This is a genomic window from Streptomyces sp. ST2-7A (assembly GCF_021390475.1).
Classification (GTDB): Bacteria; Actinomycetota; Actinomycetes; order Streptomycetales; family Streptomycetaceae; genus Streptomyces.
In genome coordinates this window covers 1-16,555 of record NZ_JAJUWS010000017.1, presented here as the reverse complement: position 1 = coordinate 16,555, position 16,555 = coordinate 1, and the positions used below count along the sequence as shown (strand labels likewise).

Here is a 16,555-nt window from a genome sequence, read left to right as displayed (position 1 = left end):
CGCCGCGGGGCACGGACCGCCGGCCGAGGAGACCATGTGACAGTCGAGGTCAGAGGGTTGACCAAGCGATACGGCCCGGTGACGGCCGTGCACGATCTCTCCTTCCGGGTTGAGACCGGCCGGGTCACCGGCTTCCTCGGCCCCAACGGCGCCGGAAAATCCACCACGATGCGAATGATCCTCGGCCTGGACCACCCGAGCGCCGGGACCGCCACGGTGGACGGCCTGCCCGCGCACCGGCTGCCCAACGCCGCCCGCTCCGTCGGCGCGCTGCTGGACGCCGGGGCCCGGCACCCGGGTCGGACCGCCCGCGACCATCTGCTGACCCTGGCCCGACTGGCCGCCCTGCCCGCCGGGCGGGTGGACGAGGTGCTGGACACCGTCGGCCTGTTCGCCCTCGCCGACCGGGAGACCGGTGGGTTCTCGCTGGGGATGGGGCAGCGGTTGGGCATCGCGGCGGCGCTGCTCGGTGACCCACCGAACCTGCTGTTCGACGAGCCGATCAACGGCCTGGACCCGGAGGGCATCCACTGGGTGCGGGGGCTGATGCGCCGGTTGGCCGGTGAGGGCCGCGCGGTGCTGGTCTCCAGTCACCTGATGAGCGAGATGGCCCTGACCGCCGATCACCTGCTGGTGATCGGTCGCGGCGAACTGTTGGCCGATCTGCCGGCGCGGGACTTCGTCACCCGGCACGCCGAGGGCTTCGCCCGGGTGCAGGTGCCCCCGGACCCGGCGGACCTGTCCGGGCGGCTGACACGCGTGCTGGTGGGAGCCGGCGGCGGGGTGGAGGCCGAGTCGGACGGCGCGCTGCGGGTGACCGGGCTGCCGCTGTCCCGGGTGGCGGATCTGGCCCACGGGGCCGACATCCGGCTGTGGGAGCTCTCCCCGCACACCGCCTCCCTGGAGGAGGCGTACCTGTCGCTGACCGAGGACGCGGTCGAGTACCGTTCCCCCGCCGGGGCCGGCGCCGCACCCGTCGGCGCCGGGAAGACCGGGAAGACCGGGAAGGAAGCCCTCCGATGAGCACGCCCACCCGCGCCCCCGGTCCGGCGCCCTACGTCTCGCCGCTGCCGATCCGTCCGGTGGGGCCCGGCAGCGCGATCGCCTCCGAGTGGGTGCGGGTGCGCTCGGTCTCCTCGACCAGGTGGACGCTGGGTGCCGTCCTGCTGTTGACCGTCGGTATCGCGATGTTGATCGCCGTGCCCGGCTCGAGCGCCTCCGTGCCGCCCACCCTGCCCGGCTACGTCGGCATCCTGGTCGGTCAGATCGGGGCGATCGTCTTCGGCACCCTGGTGATCACCTCCGAGTACACCCACGGCACCATCCGATCGACCCTGATCGCCCGACCCCGGCGCGGGGAGATCCTGTTCGCGAAGGTGGTGGTCACCGCCGGGCTGGTGTTCCCCGTGGTCGCGGTGGCGGTGGGGGCGGCGTTGGCCTTCACTCTGTGGGACCAGGGCTCGAACGCCGACCCGGTGCCGGCCGGGGCCCGGTGGTGGGCGGTGGTGGGCACCGCCGGCTACATCACCCTGCTGGCGCTGGTCGCCCTGGCTCTCGGCTGCCTGCTGCGCGGCTCGGCGGGAACGGTGACGCTGATGATCGCGCTGGTTCTGGTGCCGACCCTGGCGGCACCGTTCCTCGGCCTGTCGGACGCGATGACGGAGGTGTCGATCCTGATCGTCGAGTACTCGGTGCCCGCCGTGCTGCTGCGGATCTCGCACACCCACATGCACGGCGGCGCGGAGCACCACCTTCTCTTCATGGGCTGCCTGGCGGCCGTCGCGCTGGTCCTCGCCCGGCTGCGACTGGCCCGCTCGGTCAGTACCGGGGTGCGTTGCGGGAGCGCCGAACGACGGGGGCCCGTCGGTCCCGGGCGCCCCAGCACCCGCCGTGCCAGTGCCGGCGGTCCTCCAACGCGCCGAACCGCTGCCAGGCCACCACGTGGGGGACGCCCGGCGCGATCTCCTGGTCGCAGCCGGGACAGCGGTAGTGCTTCGCGGCGGCGGCACCGCTGACGCGCCGCACCACCCACTCCTCGCCACGCCACTCCTCGGTGGTCTCCATACCGCGCATGCCGCCCTCCCCGGAGGTCCGGGGTCCGGGGGATCGGTCGCGCCGGTGGTTGCGCCGGGGGGACACCTGGCACCTCCGGTTCCGTTGGTTCGCTCGCCGGTCTCGCCGCCCATCCCGCCCGGGCACTCCCCCCGGTGCGGGGGACGCCCCGGTGCGGGGAGTGCCCCGATGGGCGCCACCAGCCTACGCATTCCGACGGAGGCGCGGAGTCGCCATCGGCCGCCGCGTCGATGTGCGCCCCGGTGCCACGACGCGCCCTCCGGGCGCGGAAGCCCCGGAACGCACCGAAAACGCGCCTCTCCCGTACCCCATTCCCCTTTCACCACGAAATCCGCCCGAAAGCCATGATCATCGGAAAAAATTCGTGTCCTACCGTGCCCTTGGCACGTGTCGGGCGTTGATGCCATGGAGATATGTGATGCACACGGCGCATCACGAAGGAGTGAAAGCATGCGTGTGGGGACATTCGTGTTGGCCGGCAGATTCCCGGGGCAGAGCGACCGGGAAGCGCTGGAGCGGGCCGTCCGGGCCGTGGTGGCCGCGGAGGAGGCGGGCCTGTCCGAGGCGTGGCTGGCCGAACACCACTTCGTCCCCTACGGGACCTGCCCCTCGGCGACGACCCTGGCCGCGCACCTGCTCGGCCGCACCCGTCGGATCGGCCTGGGCACCGCGATCAGTGTGCTCTCCACCGTTCACCCGGTGGCGCTCGGCGAACAGGCCGCGCTACTGCACCTGGTCTCGGGGGGACGCTTCACCCTCGGCGTGGGACGCGGTGGGCCCTGGGTCGACCTGGAGGTGTTCGGCACCGGGCTGTCCGCCTTCGAGAAGGGTTTCCCGGAATCCCTGGACGTGCTGCTGCGGTGGCTGCGCGGCGGGAAGGTGGGGGCCGACGGGGAGCAGCACCGCTTCCGTCCGGTGCCGGTGGTCCCCGATCCCACCGTGCCCACCGGCCCGGAACGCTCCACCGCCGGGCCGCCGGTGATCGTCGCCTGCACCTCGCCGGGGACGGTTCGGCTGGCGGCCGAGCGCGGCCTGCCGATGCTGCTGGGGATGCACGCGGGCGACGAGGAGAAGGCCGCGATGGTCCGACTGTGGCGGGAGACCGCGCGCGACGCCGGTCACGACGCGGAGACCGTGGCCTGCGACCGCCACGTCTCGGTGGGAGTGGCGCAGATCGGCGACAGCCACACCGAGGCGGTGGAGACCCTGCGCCGCGCGCTGCCGGGCATGCTGCGGCAGGGGTTGGCCGCGCACCGCACCGTGGACGGCCGGAAACGCCCCATGCGCGACCCCCTGGCATACACCGAACTCCTGTGCGAGTTGCACCCGGTGGGCACCGCTCGATTGTGCGCGGATCGGCTCGCCGCCACCGCCGAGACCACCGGGATCACCCGGTTCGCCCTGCTGGCGGAGGGATCGGGGGACGCGGAGCTCACCGAGGAGACCCTGTGGCGGCTGGGGAGGGAGGTGGTGCCGCTGCTGCCGGACACCGTTCCCGGCCCCGCGGCGCCCCCACCCCCCTCGGTTCCGTCGTCCGTGAGGCCCCCGGAGCCCCGGCCGCCGGCCGTTCCGGCGGTCACCGGCCCCCGCCCCCCGGACTTCCCGGTGGCGGGGGCCGGGGCTCCGATGGGGCGGGGGAGGGGACGAGCGGAAACGTCCGGGTGGATCAAATCGTCCGGAAGGGGACTCGGCGGGGAAACCGGGGAACGGCTCAGCAGTCCCGCAACTCCGGTGACTGGTTGAGCAGTTGACCCCGGACGGAACGGAAGCGACCAAGCCGGTCGTCCACCGCCGGGTCCAGCGGGAAGACCGCCACCCGGTGGCAGTTCTGGAAGGCCAGGCGAACACCGAAGTGACGCTCCAGGCTGCCCCGAATGGCGTCACTGGCCAGCGCCCGCAGCAGTTGACCACGGGCCTGCTCGGTGGGGGGCGGGGTGGTGTTGTCGGCGAATTCGCCACCGTCCACCTGCAGACGGGCGACCAGGTTGCCGATCATCTCCCAGGCGTACGGGAGGGAGGTGCGGACGCAGTCGACGAAGGCGGCTTCGTCGACCTCGCCTCGCTCGGCCTGCTCCAGGAGCGCCGGTGAGACGTCGAGCGACATGGGGTTCTCCTCTCGCGACCCCCGGGGCGGGGGCCTGACGGACGGGCCGGGAGCGTCGGTCCTCCGGATCACCGGCGAATCGGGTGGCACGGGATGCGGGCACCCCGCACCACCCCTTGGTGATCATCGGTGATCACATGAATTCGGACGGCGACACCCCCGGGGACACCGTACGGCTCCCTGACCGGCGATGTCAGTGGAATGAGCACATAACTGGCCACGAACGGAACCATCTGTTCTCATCCGATCTCCTGTCATATCGCATGAACGACATAACGGTCACCGCCCGCCCGACGCCCTCGGCGCTCCCCCCACCACGCCTCCGACGGAACGATCGCCCCCTTCCCGGGGCGACTTCGCCCCGGACGCCCCGGGCCGGTAGCGTGACCGACCATGCGCCTCGTGATCGCCCGCTGCTCCGTCGACTACGCCGGCCGGCTGACGGCCCATCTGCCCCTCGCGCCCCGGCTGATCCTCGTCAAGGCGGACGGATCCGTCTCGATCCACGCCGACGACCGCGCCTACAAGCCGCTCAACTGGATGTCGCCCCCGTGCACCCTGGCCATCGACGAGGGCACCGGCGAGAACGGTGACGAACAGGTGTGGACGGTAATCAACAAGAGCGGCGAGAAACTGTTGATCACCATGACCGAGGTCCTCCACGACTCCTCCCACGAACTGGGGGTGGATCCCGGCCTGATCAAGGACGGCGTCGAGGCCCACCTGCAGGAACTCCTCGCCGACCGGATGGAGACCCTGGGTGAGGGGTGGAGCCTGGTGCGCCGCGAGTACCCCACCGCCATCGGACCGGTGGACATCCTGGGCCGCGACGCCGAGGGCGCGACGGTCGCCGTGGAGATCAAGCGGCGCGGCGAGATCGACGGCGTGGAACAACTCACCCGCTACCTGGAACTGCTCAACCGCGACCCCCTGCTCGCACCGGTACGGGGCGTCTTCGCCGCACAGGAGATCAAGCCGCAGGCCCGGGTGCTCGCCGGCGACCGGGGCATCCGCTGCGTGGTGCTCGACTACAACGCCCTGCGCGGCATCGAGGACGACAAACTCCGCCTCTTCTGAACCCCGGGGCCCGTGCCCCGGGCGCGACGGACGGCGGGGCGCCCCGCCGGTTCCCGGGGCCCGCTCACGCCGGCCCCCGACGCACTGCCCCGTCCCTCCCCCGGGAGCGGGCACGCCCGGCGTCCACGCCGAACGGGAGGGTTCTTCGGTGCCCGCCCCCGCGGGCGGGCACCGAAGAACCCTCCCGGGGTCGGTCGATCGGCGGGGCTACCGTCCCCGATGCCGGGAGCCCTGCTGACGGGACCCCTGACGACGGGAGCGGTAACGCTTCACCGCGCGCCAGGCGGCCAGGGCGGCGGGCATCATCCGCAGCAGTCCGCCCACGCGTACCTGCGTCATCGTGAGGGCGACGACCGGCAGCGCCACCGCGAGTCCCGCCGCGGAGGGTCCCCGGTCCCCGCCGGCCCGCTCCGACGCTGTCTGCGGTGTCGAGACGGCACCGTTGTGTGGGGTCATCCTCGGCCTCCTCGGATCGCATGACGGGGGTCTCTCCCCCCTCCGCACCTGCCCACCGCGAATACCCCCAATCCCCCCGGAAGCGACGCTCCTCCCCGGGGCCGACCGCCGGCGACCGGTGGACGTGCGGAAGGATCGACGACCGACCCCCGGGAACGACCGCGCCCCGGCGAGCCGGGACGGGTCACGGGGACGACGGGGAGGAGCGATCGGGATGGACCGCGCACGAACGGCGGGAGCGGCGACGGCCCGGGGCACGGGAGGCCGCCCCCGGGTACTGGTCGTCGGCGGGGGCGTCGGCGGCCTGGCGACGGCAGTCGCGCTGCGCGCCCGGGGAATACCGGTGAAGGTGCTGGAACGGAGCGCCGGGGGGCCGGGAGCCGGCTCCGGCCTGACCCTGTGGCCCAACGGTGTGCGTGCCCTGGAGGCCATCGGGCAGGGACCGGCCGTGCTGGACCGGTCCCTGCCCGGCGGCACCGGCGGGATACGTACCCCCTCGGGACGGTTCCTCTCCCGCACCGACATCGGGGACCTGGTCCGTGACCGGGGCCCGATGGTCGCCGTGCACCGCGCCGAACTGACGGGGATCCTGCGGGCGGCCCTGCCGGCCGACACCGTGCGGACGGGCGTCACCGTCACCGGGGTGCGCCTCGACGGCCGGGGACGCCCGGTGGTGATCACGGACGCCGGGGAGGAGAGCGCCGACGTGGTGGTCGGGGCCGACGGGGTGCGCAGCACCGTGCGGGGCGCGCTGTGGCCGACCGCGCGCGGCCCCCGGTACGCCGGGTACACCGCCTGGCGGATGGTGGTGGACGAGCCGGTGGACACGGGCGCGGCCGGGGAGACGATCGGCCGGGGGGAACGGTTCGGCGTCGTGCCGCTGCGGGACGGGCGGATCTACGCCTTCGCGACGGCCCGGGTGCCCGAGGGGGCCCGGGCCCCGGACGGCGAACGCGCCGAACTGCTCCGCCGGTTCGGCGGATGGCACGACCCCGTGCCGCGCCTGCTCGCCGCCGCGCGCGAGGAGACGATCCTGCGGCACGACATCCACGACCTGCCGGCACTCCCCCGCTACGCGCGCGGCCGGGTCGTCCTGCTCGGCGACGCGGCCCACGCCATGACGCCCAACCTCGGTCAGGGGGCCAACCAGGCGCTGGAGGACGCGGTCACCCTGGCCGCCCTGCTGGACACCCGCCCCGACCCGGAGGAGGCGACGGCGGCGTACGACGCCGAGCGGCGACCGCGTGCCCGGCGGGTGGTCGCCCTGTCCCGCCGGGCGGGCGCGGTGGCCCAATGGCACCTGCCCCTCGCCGCGCCGCTGCGCGACACCGTGCTGCGGCTGACCCCGCCGGCGATGGCGCTGCGCGCCCTGGCCCCGGTCCTCGACTGGACCCCACCGCCCCCGGCCCCCGCCGGGGCGGCTGACGCCGGGGCGGAGACCGACAAAGCCACCGGGGCCGGAACCACCGGAACCGGTACGGGCACCGACGGGACGACCGGAGCGGGCGGAGCCGGCGGGACGACCGGAGCGGGCTGAGCGGGCAACGGGTCGGGACGCCGACGGGATTCCTCCCGGACCGCCGGGTGATACCGAGGCGGGTGAGGCGGCACCGGGACGGCCCGGGAGAGTCCGGGGGCGCCCCGGCCCCGGTGCCCGGACGGGTCCGCCCATCCCGATCGCCGACTCGGCGGAGACCGACCGGCGGGCGGGCGGGTTCGCCCCCGGGACGGCGAACGGGGGGGAGGCCCGGGCCGGGGACGAGCCCCGGGCCTACCGGCCGCCGACGCCGTTCCGACCGCTGGACGGACGGGTCGGTCAGGTGATGACCGGCGCGGCGGAGTTGCCGCCGGTGGGCGACGGGTCGGGCGCGCCCGTCGGTGAGGGCGCCGCCGAACTGCCCTCATCCCCACCGGTGACCCCCTCGGAGGCCCCTCCGTTGTTGTCCCCACCACCGGTTTCGTCGCCGGGGCCGCCGTTTTCCCCGCCGCCCTCCGAGGAAGACCCATCGGAGGTGGATCCGTCGGTACCACCGTCGGTGGTGCCACCATTACCGACCGACCCCGTGCCATTACCCCCACTCCCGCTGGGTCCACCTCCGGAGGTGCCGGTCTCCACCGGGGTGGTCTCCGGGGAACTGGGGGAAGGGTTTTGGGAGTTCGATCCGGGAGGTGTCCCACCAGGTGTCGAGGGGGGCTCCGGGGTCCCCGTGGGATCCTCCGGGAGGTCCGGGGAGGGCGACGGCTCGGGCTCCGGCTCGGAGTTCGCCGGCCGGACCACCTCGGCCGGTTCCTCGACCGCCCCTTCGGTGTCCTCCTCCTCGGTCTCCTCGGTGGGCTCGGCGGCGGCACCGGTGCCGCCGTCGGTGTACCCGATGTCGGGGGCCGTGGTGTCGGGGCGACCGGTCTCCGCCGGGTTCTCGCCCTCACCGGAGGTCAGGCCGAGGCCCACGACGGTGCCGAGCACGGCGACCAGCAGGGCACCGGCTCCGGCGCCCGCCATGTTCCGGCGGGTGCCGGCGACGGCGGTGTCCCTGATGCCGGCGAACCGACCACCGCGCCGGGCACCGTGCGTCCCGGAAGCGCCGGAACCGCCCGGTCCTCCGTGCGGCCGGTCCCCACCGGGTCCGGCGAAGCCCTCGGCACCGTCGCCGGCGAGGGCCGCCGGCACGGCCGCCCCGGCCGCGTGACCGACGGTGGGCCGCGGGCCGGTCGGGGCCCCGCTGCCACTCGCCGCGACGGGCGGCAGCACCTTGGTGGGGGCCTCGGTCCCCGGAGCGGGCACCGGTCCGGTGGCGGCCACGGCCGGCGGAAGCGCCGGCACCGGCCCCGTGGCGGGAACGGCGGGCGTGCCGAGCGGCGCGGTGGGGGCGATCTGCGTGCCGGCGGGCGGTGTCGACGCGACCGGGCCGCCGGTGAGCACGGCGGTACCGGCGGCGGCCGGCTTCTCCAGCCGCAGCGGCGGCGACGGGGGCGTTCCGAGGTCCTCGACCAGCGCGAGGGCGCGGCGCCCGGCGTGTGCCCCACTGGAGTCGGCCAGGACCGCCCGCAGGGCGATCGACGCCTCCAGTTCGGCACGGGCCCGGTCGAGTCGGCCGTTGCAGATCGACAGGACGCCCAACTCGTGGTGGAAATAGGCCTGGCGGCTGACCAGTCCGGCCTCGCGGGCGCTCTCCTGGCCGCTGCGCAGCATCCGCTCCCACAGGCTCCAGCGCAGTGAGACGGCGGCTCGCGGGGCGGCGACCCGGGTGAGTTCGGCGACGGCCTCGTGCAGGCCGACGCGCTGGCCGGCGCGGATGACGGCGAGCAGGGCGTCGAGTTCGGCGACGGCCCGGGCGGGTTCGGCCCGACCCTCCTCCAGCCACCACTGGTAGTGCCCGATGGCGATGTCGACGCGGGCGGCGCCGCCTCCGGCGAGTTCGGTGCCCGCCAGGTCGGCGACCACCCCGGCGGCCAGCCGGCGGTGGTCCCCGCTGCCGGTGACCAGGCCGCTGCGACCGAGGAGGTCGAGGTGGGCGGAGGCGTCGTGGTCGCCGGTGAGGGCGGGGATCTGGGCGAGTCCGGGGAGCGCGCCGCCCAGGGCCAGGCCCAGCCTGAGGATTTCCCGGGCCCCCTCGGGGAGGCGGCCGGCGAGTTCGGCGGCGGGCGGGGCGCCGGTGTCGGCCGCCGGGTCGCTCCCGTTCCCGGCCTGCTCCGGGTCGGTGTCGCGCTCGCGCAGCAGGGAGCCGTACTGAGTCAGGCGCAACGGCAGGCCGTCGCCGGCGGAGTGCTGCCGCGCCGCGCCCTCGCGCTCGGGGCCGGTCAGGGGCCGTCCGGCGACACGCTCGACGAGGTCGACGGCGGCGGCACGGGCGAGGCCGGTGAGGTGGAGTTCCTCGAGCCGGGAGTCGTCGCCGGCTGCGGGCACGTCGGGATCGGCCGCGAGCAGGAAGGCGCACTCGGGCGTGGAGGCGAGCAGGTCGTCCAGGGCGGAGCCGCCGAACTCCAGGTCGTCCACGACCACGACGGCGCCGATCCCCCGCAGGGCGGCGCGCAACTCGGTGGCACCGGGGCGGTGATGGGGCGCGGCGTGGACGGCGGCGTACAGCTCGTGGCGCAGGTCGGCTGCGGAACGGCCGCGGCCGGTGAGGCGGACCACGCCGTCGGGGGCGAGACCGGCGCACTCCCGGGCCACGGCTTCGAGCAGCGCGGTGCGGCCGGAGCCGACGGGGCCGACGAGGCGCGCGGAACGCCCGCGGGAGAGGAGGCGGGTCAGGTGGGCCCGCTCCTCGTCGCGTTCGAGGAGTTCGACCGCGTCGGGGGCGTCGGGGGCGGCGGCCGGGGGACGCCGGGGGGAGATCGGGCGACGTCCCGGCGGGCAGGACTGGATGTGGCTGCCGTCCACGGGGTTGACGGTGACGAGGAAGTCACCGGCGACGATCTCGGTGACGCGCTCGGGACCGCCGGTCGTCTCCCGCGGTTCCTCGTCGCGCGGTGCGGGGTGGTTGGGGTCCATGGCATTCCCTCGGAAGCGGTGCGGGGCTCGCGCCCGGGCGGTATGGCGACTTCGACATCGGATGGCGTCGGGGGTGGAAGGCGCCGGGACCGGCACCAGGTGCGGTCGACCGGCTCCGAACGGCGTCGAACGCTTACCGACTACCCCAACGTTACTGTCGTATCATTTCGCGCCGCACCGGGGCACCGGGGTCGATGTCACGGCTTGGTAAGCAGCCGTGACGTCCGCCCGTGGGGCATCGAAAGCCCGGCATTTCATCCCGGATGATCCACCATGCCCGTTTCAATGAGTGCGCGGCTCGTGGATGGCGTCCCGCGTTCGGCCCACACCCGTCACGAAAGCCACACACGGCGCCCGACCCCGATCGCCCGGCGGGCATCCGACCGACCACGGGAGCGCGCGGACGGTCCGCGGCCGGGCCACGGCGTTCATCGATGATTCGCCGATGAGTCGCCCGGGGGGTCGGGTTCCGGGAAGGTTCCGGGAAGGTTCCGGGAAGGTTCCGGGAAACCGCCGTGAAGCCGGCGCGGGACGACCGTCCCACCGACCCGTCACCCCGGCGTCAGTTCGCGAAGGTGAGGATGCGGTGCAGCCGGGTGGCGACCAGGACCCGGTGCATCTGCGGCGGCACGTCCCGCAGCACCAACCGCCGCCCCCGGCGACCGGCGCGGCGGTGCACGCCCATGATGACCCCCAGCCCCGTGGCGTCCCAGGAGTCCAGCGTCCGGAGGTCCAGGATCAGGTCCCCCTGTCCCTGGTCGACCGCCCGGTGCAGGGCGCTGCGGGCGTCGGCGGCGCTGCGCACGTCCAGGCGGCCCCCGACGACCAACTCCGCGTGGTCGCCCGTGATGTGCATGTTCCGCTCCCGAGATCCGTGGTCGGTCGTTGTGCCCCGGCGGTGTCCGTCCGGCCGGGCACCCGTCGGGACGGGTGGGCCGGGGTCGGCGCGGCGGCCGCCGGGCGTGCGGTGTGCTGCGGGACCGCACGGACCGGGGCGGTCCCGCGCGGTGGGGTGGTGCGGGGTGTGACGTGGTGCGGGGAGGTACGGGATCGACCCGCGCGGGGCGATCCCGATCCGGGAGGCGCCCCGGAGTCCCGGCCGGTGCGCCGACCCCGCGGACCCGGTCCGATCCGGGGGTGCCCCACCTCCTCCCCATCGATGCCCGGCCCCGGACCGGAACCGCACTGGATTCACCCGAACGAGTGCGATGCGGCGGCACGAAGCCGATGCCCGGGAAGGAACGGTGAGGAGCGTGGGGGAACCGGCACGGCCCGAATGCACCGGCACCTCGTGCCGGACACCGCCGAACCGGGGCGGCGGGGGCCACAGATTACCGGGCCCCCCGGAGGATGCGACGGGCCGGGTCCCCGACCGGTTCCACTCCGGGGAGCGGTGTCACGACCCGGTCGACGAGCCGGAACACGGCGCGGGACAACGGAGGATGACGGGATGCCACGAAGAACGGCGGCGGGCGCCGGGGAACCGGTACGACACTGCGGGGCTCGCCGGTCGGTCGCTCCCGAACCGGGAGGGTCAGTCCCCGGCGCGGTGGTCGTGGAAGCCCACACCGCTCTTGCGGCCCAGGTCACCGGCGTCCACCATCCGGCGCATCAGCTCCGGCGGGGCGAACTTGTCCTCCCGGCACTCCGTCCAGATGTTCTCGGCGGCGTGCAGCAGGATGTCCACACCGGTGAGGTCGGCGGTCTCCAACGGTCCCATGGCGTGGCCGAAGCCCAGCCGGCAGGCGGTGTCGATGTCCTCGGCGCTGGCCACCCCCGACTCGCGCAGCCGGGCGGCCTCCACCACCAGGGCGGAGATCAGCCGGGTCGTCACGAAGCCCGCCACGTCCCGGTTGACCACCACACAGGTCTTGCCGGTGGACTCCGCGAACGCCCGGGCCCGGGCGAGGGTCTCGTCGGTGGTCTTCAGGCCGCGCACCAACTCGCACAGCCGCATCATCGGCACCGGGGAGAAGAAGTGCGTGCCCACCACCCGCTCGGGACGCTCCGTCACGGAGGCGATCTTGGTGATCGGGATGGCGGAGGTGTTGGTGGCGAGGACCGCGTCGTCCTTCACGATCCCGTCCAGGGCACGGAAGATCTCCCGCTTGACGTCGATCCGCTCGAAGACCGCCTCCACCACGATGTCGGCGTCGGCGGCGGCCTCGAGTTCGGTCGTGGTGGTGATGCGGCCCAGCGCGGCCTCCGCGTCGGCGGCGGTGATCCGCTCCTTGGCGACGAACTTCCCCAGCGAGCGCTCGATGCCGTCCCGACCCCGGGTCAGCGCCTCGTCGGTGATGTCGCGCAGGACCACCTCCCAGCCCGCCTGCGCGGAGACCTGGGCGATGCCGGACCCCATGAGACCGGCCCCGATGACGGCGAGCTTTCCTGCCACGTCTGTTTCCTCCGATGCACGCTGAGTGGTCCCCGGCAGGAATGTAGTGCCGCGAACGGCCTTTGGGGAGCGATGGAGACACGCGTCACGTCTCACATGGCGGACATCACACCTTCGGACGGGCCGGTCGCCCGGGCCGTAGGCTCACCGCATGGTCAACCTCACCCGCATCTACACCCGCACCGGGGATCAGGGAACCACCGCCCTGGGCGATATGAGCCGCACCGCCAAGACCGACTCCCGGATCGCCGCCTACGCGGACGCCAACGAGGCGAACGCCGTGATCGGCACCGCCTTGGCCCTGGGCGAGCTGTCCGAGGACGTCCGCAAGGTCCTGATCCGCGTCCAGAACGACCTCTTCGACGTCGGCGCCGACCTCTCCACCCCGGTGGTGGAGGACCCGAAGTACCCGCCGCTGCGCGTGGAGCAGGTCTACGTGGATCGGCTGGAGGCCGACTGCGACCGGTTCCTGGAGGAGTTGGAGAAGCTGCGGAGCTTCATCCTGCCGGGCGGCACTCCCGGCGCCGCCCTGCTGCACCAGGCGTGCACGGTGGTGCGGCGGGCCGAGCGCTCCACCTGGGCGGCGATGGAGGAGCACGGGGAGACGATGAACCCGCTCACCGCCACCTACCTCAACCGCCTCTCCGACCTGCTGTTCATCCTGGCCCGGGTGGCGAACAAGGAGGTCGGCGACGTGTTGTGGGTGCCCGGCGGCGAACGCTGAGCCGCCCGCCTCCCGGGGCGGGGACGCGGGACGGGCGATCACCCGGCGCGTTCCGCCGCTCCCCCGCCGTCGGTGCCCGTCCCGAGGCCGGGGCGGGCTCTTGGGCCACACCGCGCAACCCGCCGCGATGAGACCGTGGGCCGCGCCCACCATCAGGGCCCGGGCCCGCCACCCGCGCAACGTCTCGACGCCCCGCCGGGATCGGCGGCCGGAGCGACCCGCACCAGGAGCTCCGGCACGACCACCGCGAGGACCACCGCCGGGATCGTGCGCGGCCACGGTCGTCCCTCGTGACGCGTCCGCGCCGCTCCGTACCGGGCGCCATCGCTCAGAGCAGGGCGGAGACCGCCCCCGCGAGGAGCAGCAGCGCGCCGATGACGCCGAGCGCCCTGCCGGCGATCCCGAAGCCGCGTTCCCGCCCCCGGGCGGAGCCCAACAGTTCCTCCTCGCTGCGGGTGGAGACGATGAACAGGCCGCCGTCGAAGGGCGGTCCGATCATCAGTCGGCCGTGGTCGTCGGATGCCTCCCCCAGCACGTACAGCCGGCGGCCGGGCGCGACCGTCCACTCCTCCTGCTGGAAGCCGATGCTGCCGCCGCCGGAGGGCAGGTTGAGGGTGAACCCACCGAAGGAGAGCCCCCCTGAGCCGCCACCGGTGTCACGCTCGAAGCGGTCGAGGGTCTTCTCCGGCTGGTCGATCTCCTTCTTCCCCGGTCGCACGAGGATGTCCCCGGTGGCGTCCCGCACCAGCAGGTCCTCCTCGCTGACGTGCTGTGAGACGACCCGGGTCTTCTCCTCGCGGCGCCGGTTGCCCTCGTTGTCGGTGCGCGTCTCCCAGTACTTGTGGGTCACGCGGTGCTTGTGCCAGACGCACTCGCGCTTCCCCAGTTCGGAGATCAGCGGTCCCGCTGCCGGCGCGACGGTGTCGGCGACGATCTCGCAGCGGTAGCGGAAGTGGCCGGCACCGGCCGCCTCCTCGGCGGCGCGGTGCAGTTCGTCGAGTTCGGCGATCGTGCTGGTCTCCGTGCCGGCGATACCGCGCACCCGCTTGGCGGCCGATCGAGCCACCAGTAGGCAGATTCCGGCCAGGACCAGACCTGTGACACCGATCCAGATCATCACCATGGAGATGCCCCCCTTCCCCTGTTTCCCCCGGGCCTTCCCCCGTGGCGCTTCCCGTGGTGTGCGGCTCCCGCGGGAGCCGGCGGCACTCTATCGGTCCCCGACCGGGCCCGTCCCGGGGGTGGGTTCCTTAAGGGGGCCTTAACCACACCCGAAGTGATGGTTCAGTCCCTTGCCCAGTGGTCCAGACCTCTCTACCGTCCTGTTCCACCGCGGCGGTTCGGCTCCCGCAGCCGACGCCGGGCGGCGCGGTGACCCCCACACGACCCCTCTCGCCTCCGGCCCCCGTACGCCGGAAGCGCCCCAAGGAGCAGCGTGAGCACAGGAACTCGAGCCCGGAGCCGCAAGAAGAGACTGGTGGCCGTCGCGGCCGCCCTGGCCGTCCCGCTGAGCGGCGTCGCGGTGATGTCCGCCGGCGCCGACGTCACGGACGGCGTCTCGGCGAGCTTCTCCAAGCCCTCCGTGTGGGACGGGGGCTTCAACGGCCAATGGACCATCGGGAACGGCGGCGACGCCGCCGTGGACGGATGGACCCTGGAATGGGAGTTCCCCGAGGGCACCGAGGTGACCTCGCTGTGGAACGGGGTGATGACCCGTGAGGGCAACATCTACACCGTCACCAACGAGGACTGGAACGGCGCTCTGGCCGTCGGCGCCACCACCACCGTCGGCCTGGGCGGCACGGGGGCCGGCGAGCCGATCAACTGCCTGATCAACGGCAACCCCTGCGACGGCGACGGCTCCGGCGGCACCCCCGACCCCGGGGACCCGGACCCGACCGACCCCGACCCGACCGACCCCGACCCGACCGACCCCGACCCGACGGATCCCGACCCGAACCCGACCGGTCCCGGCGAACACGTCAACCTCGGCTACTTCACCGAGTGGGGCACCTACGGCCGCGACTACCACGTCAAGGACATCGTCACCTCCGGCTCGGCGGAGAAGCTCACCCACATCAACTACTCGTTCGGCAACGTGACCAACGGCGAGTGCGTGATGGGCGACTCCTACGCCGCCATCGAGCGCGCCTACACCGCCGCCGAGAGCGTGAGCGGCGAGGCGGACACCTGGGACCAGGACCTGCGCGGCAACTTCAACCAGCTGCTGCAGCTCAAGGAGGCCCACCCGCACATCAAGGTGCTGTGGTCCTTCGGCGGTTGGACCTGGTCCGGCGGCTTCGGCGAGGCGATGCAGAACCCCGAGCGGTTCGCCAAGTCCTGCCACGACCTGGTCAACGACCCGCGCTGGGAAGGCGTCTTCGACGGCATCGACCTGGACTGGGAGTACCCCAACGCCTGTGGTGAGACCTGCGACGACAGCGGGCCGCGCGCCTTCGGCGACATGATGCGGGCCTTCCGCGCCGAGTTCGGCGACCAGCTGGTCACCGCCGCCATCACCGCCGACGCCTCCGACGGCGGCAAGATCGACGCCTCCGACTACGGCTACGGCGCCGAGCACGCGGACTACATCGCGGTCATGACCTACGACTTCTTCGGTGCCTGGGCGGCGCAGGGCCCGACCGCCCCGCACTCCGCGCTCAGCCCGTGGGACGGCATCCCGCAGGACGGGTTCACCACCGAGCAGGCGATCGCCAAGTTGAAGGCGCAGGGCGTACCGGCGGAGAAGCTGCTGCTGGGCATCGGTTTCTACGGTCGCGGCTGGACCGGCGTCACACAGACCGACCCGGGCGGCACGGCCACCGGTCCGGCCGCCGGCAGCTACGAGCAGGGCATCGAGGACTACAAGGTCCTCAAGGAGACCTGCCCGGCCACCGGGATCTTCGCCGGCACCGCCTTCGCGCACTGCGGCGACGACTGGTGGAGCTACGACACCCCGCAGACCATCGCCGGGAAGATGAACTACGCCAAGGAGCAGGGCCTGGGCGGCGCCTTCTTCTGGGAGCTGACCGGCGACACCTCCGACGGTGAGTTGATCACCGCCATCCACGAGGGCCTGCGGTAACCGCGTCCCCTCTCCGCACCCCGTGCCCGTCCCCCGGAGGCGGGGGATGCTGGCGTGCATGGACGACTCGCACCACGAGCACGACGGGCCCGACGAGCAGCACGGCGGACACCGCGCCGGGGACGGCACCGACCCCGACCCGGCGGAGC

The 16,555-nt window shown here is 73.7% G+C and carries 12 protein-coding genes and 1 pseudogene; 7 read left to right on the top strand and 6 right to left on the bottom strand.

Annotation, left to right across the window (positions count from 1 at the left end):
• Positions 1 to 36 precede the first annotated feature (36 nt).
• The 3 genes and pseudogenes from LZF96_RS12465 to LZF96_RS12450 all read left to right on the top strand — a co-directional run.
• Positions 37 to 1,023, top strand: a complete 987-nt coding sequence (locus LZF96_RS12465) for an ATP-binding cassette domain-containing protein (RefSeq protein ID WP_233870341.1) — start codon at positions 37 to 39, stop codon at positions 1,021 to 1,023.
• Positions 1,020 to 2,015, top strand: coding sequence for an ABC transporter permease subunit (locus tag LZF96_RS27030; protein WP_308294192.1), 996 nt, complete (start codon positions 1,020 to 1,022; stop codon positions 2,013 to 2,015). The genes LZF96_RS12465 and LZF96_RS27030 overlap by 4 nt, the downstream gene beginning before the upstream one ends.
• A gap of 508 nt (positions 2,016 to 2,523) precedes the next feature.
• Positions 2,524 to 3,555: pseudogene (locus LZF96_RS12450) on the top strand (LLM class flavin-dependent oxidoreductase); the annotation flags it as partial.
• Between the two features lie 229 nt (positions 3,556 to 3,784).
• Here LZF96_RS12450 and LZF96_RS12445 read toward each other — a convergent pair.
• Entirely contained in the window at positions 3,785 to 4,177 is a 393-nt protein-coding gene (locus LZF96_RS12445) for an SCO5389 family protein (protein WP_233870335.1), read from the bottom strand.
• Positions 4,178 to 4,570: 393 nt separating this feature from the next.
• Here LZF96_RS12445 and nucS point away from each other — a divergent pair, with 393 nt between their 5' ends.
• On the top strand, positions 4,571 to 5,254 hold the full coding sequence (nucS, locus tag LZF96_RS12440) for an endonuclease NucS (protein ID WP_233870333.1): 684 nt from the start codon (positions 4,571 to 4,573) through the stop codon (positions 5,252 to 5,254).
• A gap of 207 nt (positions 5,255 to 5,461) precedes the next feature.
• Here nucS and LZF96_RS12435 read toward each other — a convergent pair whose 3' ends face one another.
• Entirely contained in the window at positions 5,462 to 5,710 is a 249-nt protein-coding gene (locus LZF96_RS12435) for a hypothetical protein (protein WP_233870330.1), read from the bottom strand.
• A gap of 214 nt (positions 5,711 to 5,924) precedes the next feature.
• Between LZF96_RS12435 and LZF96_RS12430 the strand changes: the two genes are divergently transcribed.
• Positions 5,925 to 7,247: an FAD-dependent monooxygenase gene (locus LZF96_RS12430; protein ID WP_233870326.1), complete on the top strand. Its 1,323-nt coding sequence runs from the start codon at positions 5,925 to 5,927 to the stop codon at positions 7,245 to 7,247.
• 279 nt (positions 7,248 to 7,526) lie between these two features.
• Here the strand turns inward: LZF96_RS12430 and LZF96_RS12425 are convergent, their stop codons facing one another.
• The 3 genes from LZF96_RS12425 to LZF96_RS12415 all read right to left on the bottom strand — a co-directional run bounded on the left by LZF96_RS12425 (position 7,527) and on the right by LZF96_RS12415 (position 12,597).
• On the bottom strand, positions 7,527 to 10,202 hold the full coding sequence (locus tag LZF96_RS12425; protein ID WP_233870323.1) for an ATP-binding protein: 2,676 nt from the start codon (positions 10,200 to 10,202) through the stop codon (positions 7,527 to 7,529).
• A gap of 562 nt (positions 10,203 to 10,764) precedes the next feature.
• Complete coding sequence (locus LZF96_RS12420) at positions 10,765 to 11,058, bottom strand: STAS domain-containing protein (RefSeq protein WP_233870320.1); 294 nt, start codon at positions 11,056 to 11,058, stop codon at positions 10,765 to 10,767.
• A 678-nt stretch (positions 11,059 to 11,736) separates the two neighbouring features.
• On the bottom strand, positions 11,737 to 12,597 hold the full coding sequence (locus LZF96_RS12415; protein ID WP_233870317.1) for a 3-hydroxyacyl-CoA dehydrogenase family protein: 861 nt from the start codon (positions 12,595 to 12,597) through the stop codon (positions 11,737 to 11,739).
• A 151-nt stretch (positions 12,598 to 12,748) separates the two neighbouring features.
• On the opposite strand from LZF96_RS12415, the gene LZF96_RS12410 reads away from it, so the two are divergent.
• A complete protein-coding gene (locus LZF96_RS12410) occupies positions 12,749 to 13,321 on the top strand; it encodes a cob(I)yrinic acid a,c-diamide adenosyltransferase (RefSeq protein ID WP_233870314.1) in 573 nt (190 codons plus the stop codon).
• 328 nt (positions 13,322 to 13,649) lie between these two features.
• On the opposite strand, the gene LZF96_RS12405 is transcribed toward LZF96_RS12410, so the two are convergent.
• Positions 13,650 to 14,444 (bottom strand): E3 ubiquitin ligase family protein, encoded by a 795-nt coding sequence (locus LZF96_RS12405; protein ID WP_233870311.1) that lies wholly within the window; start codon positions 14,442 to 14,444, stop codon positions 13,650 to 13,652.
• A 402-nt stretch (positions 14,445 to 14,846) separates the two neighbouring features.
• Between LZF96_RS12405 and LZF96_RS12400 the strand changes: the two genes are divergently transcribed.
• Positions 14,847 to 16,406, top strand: coding sequence for a glycosyl hydrolase family 18 protein (locus tag LZF96_RS12400; RefSeq protein WP_233870506.1), 1,560 nt, complete (start codon positions 14,847 to 14,849; stop codon positions 16,404 to 16,406).
• The last annotated feature ends 149 nt before the right edge of the window (positions 16,407 to 16,555 follow it).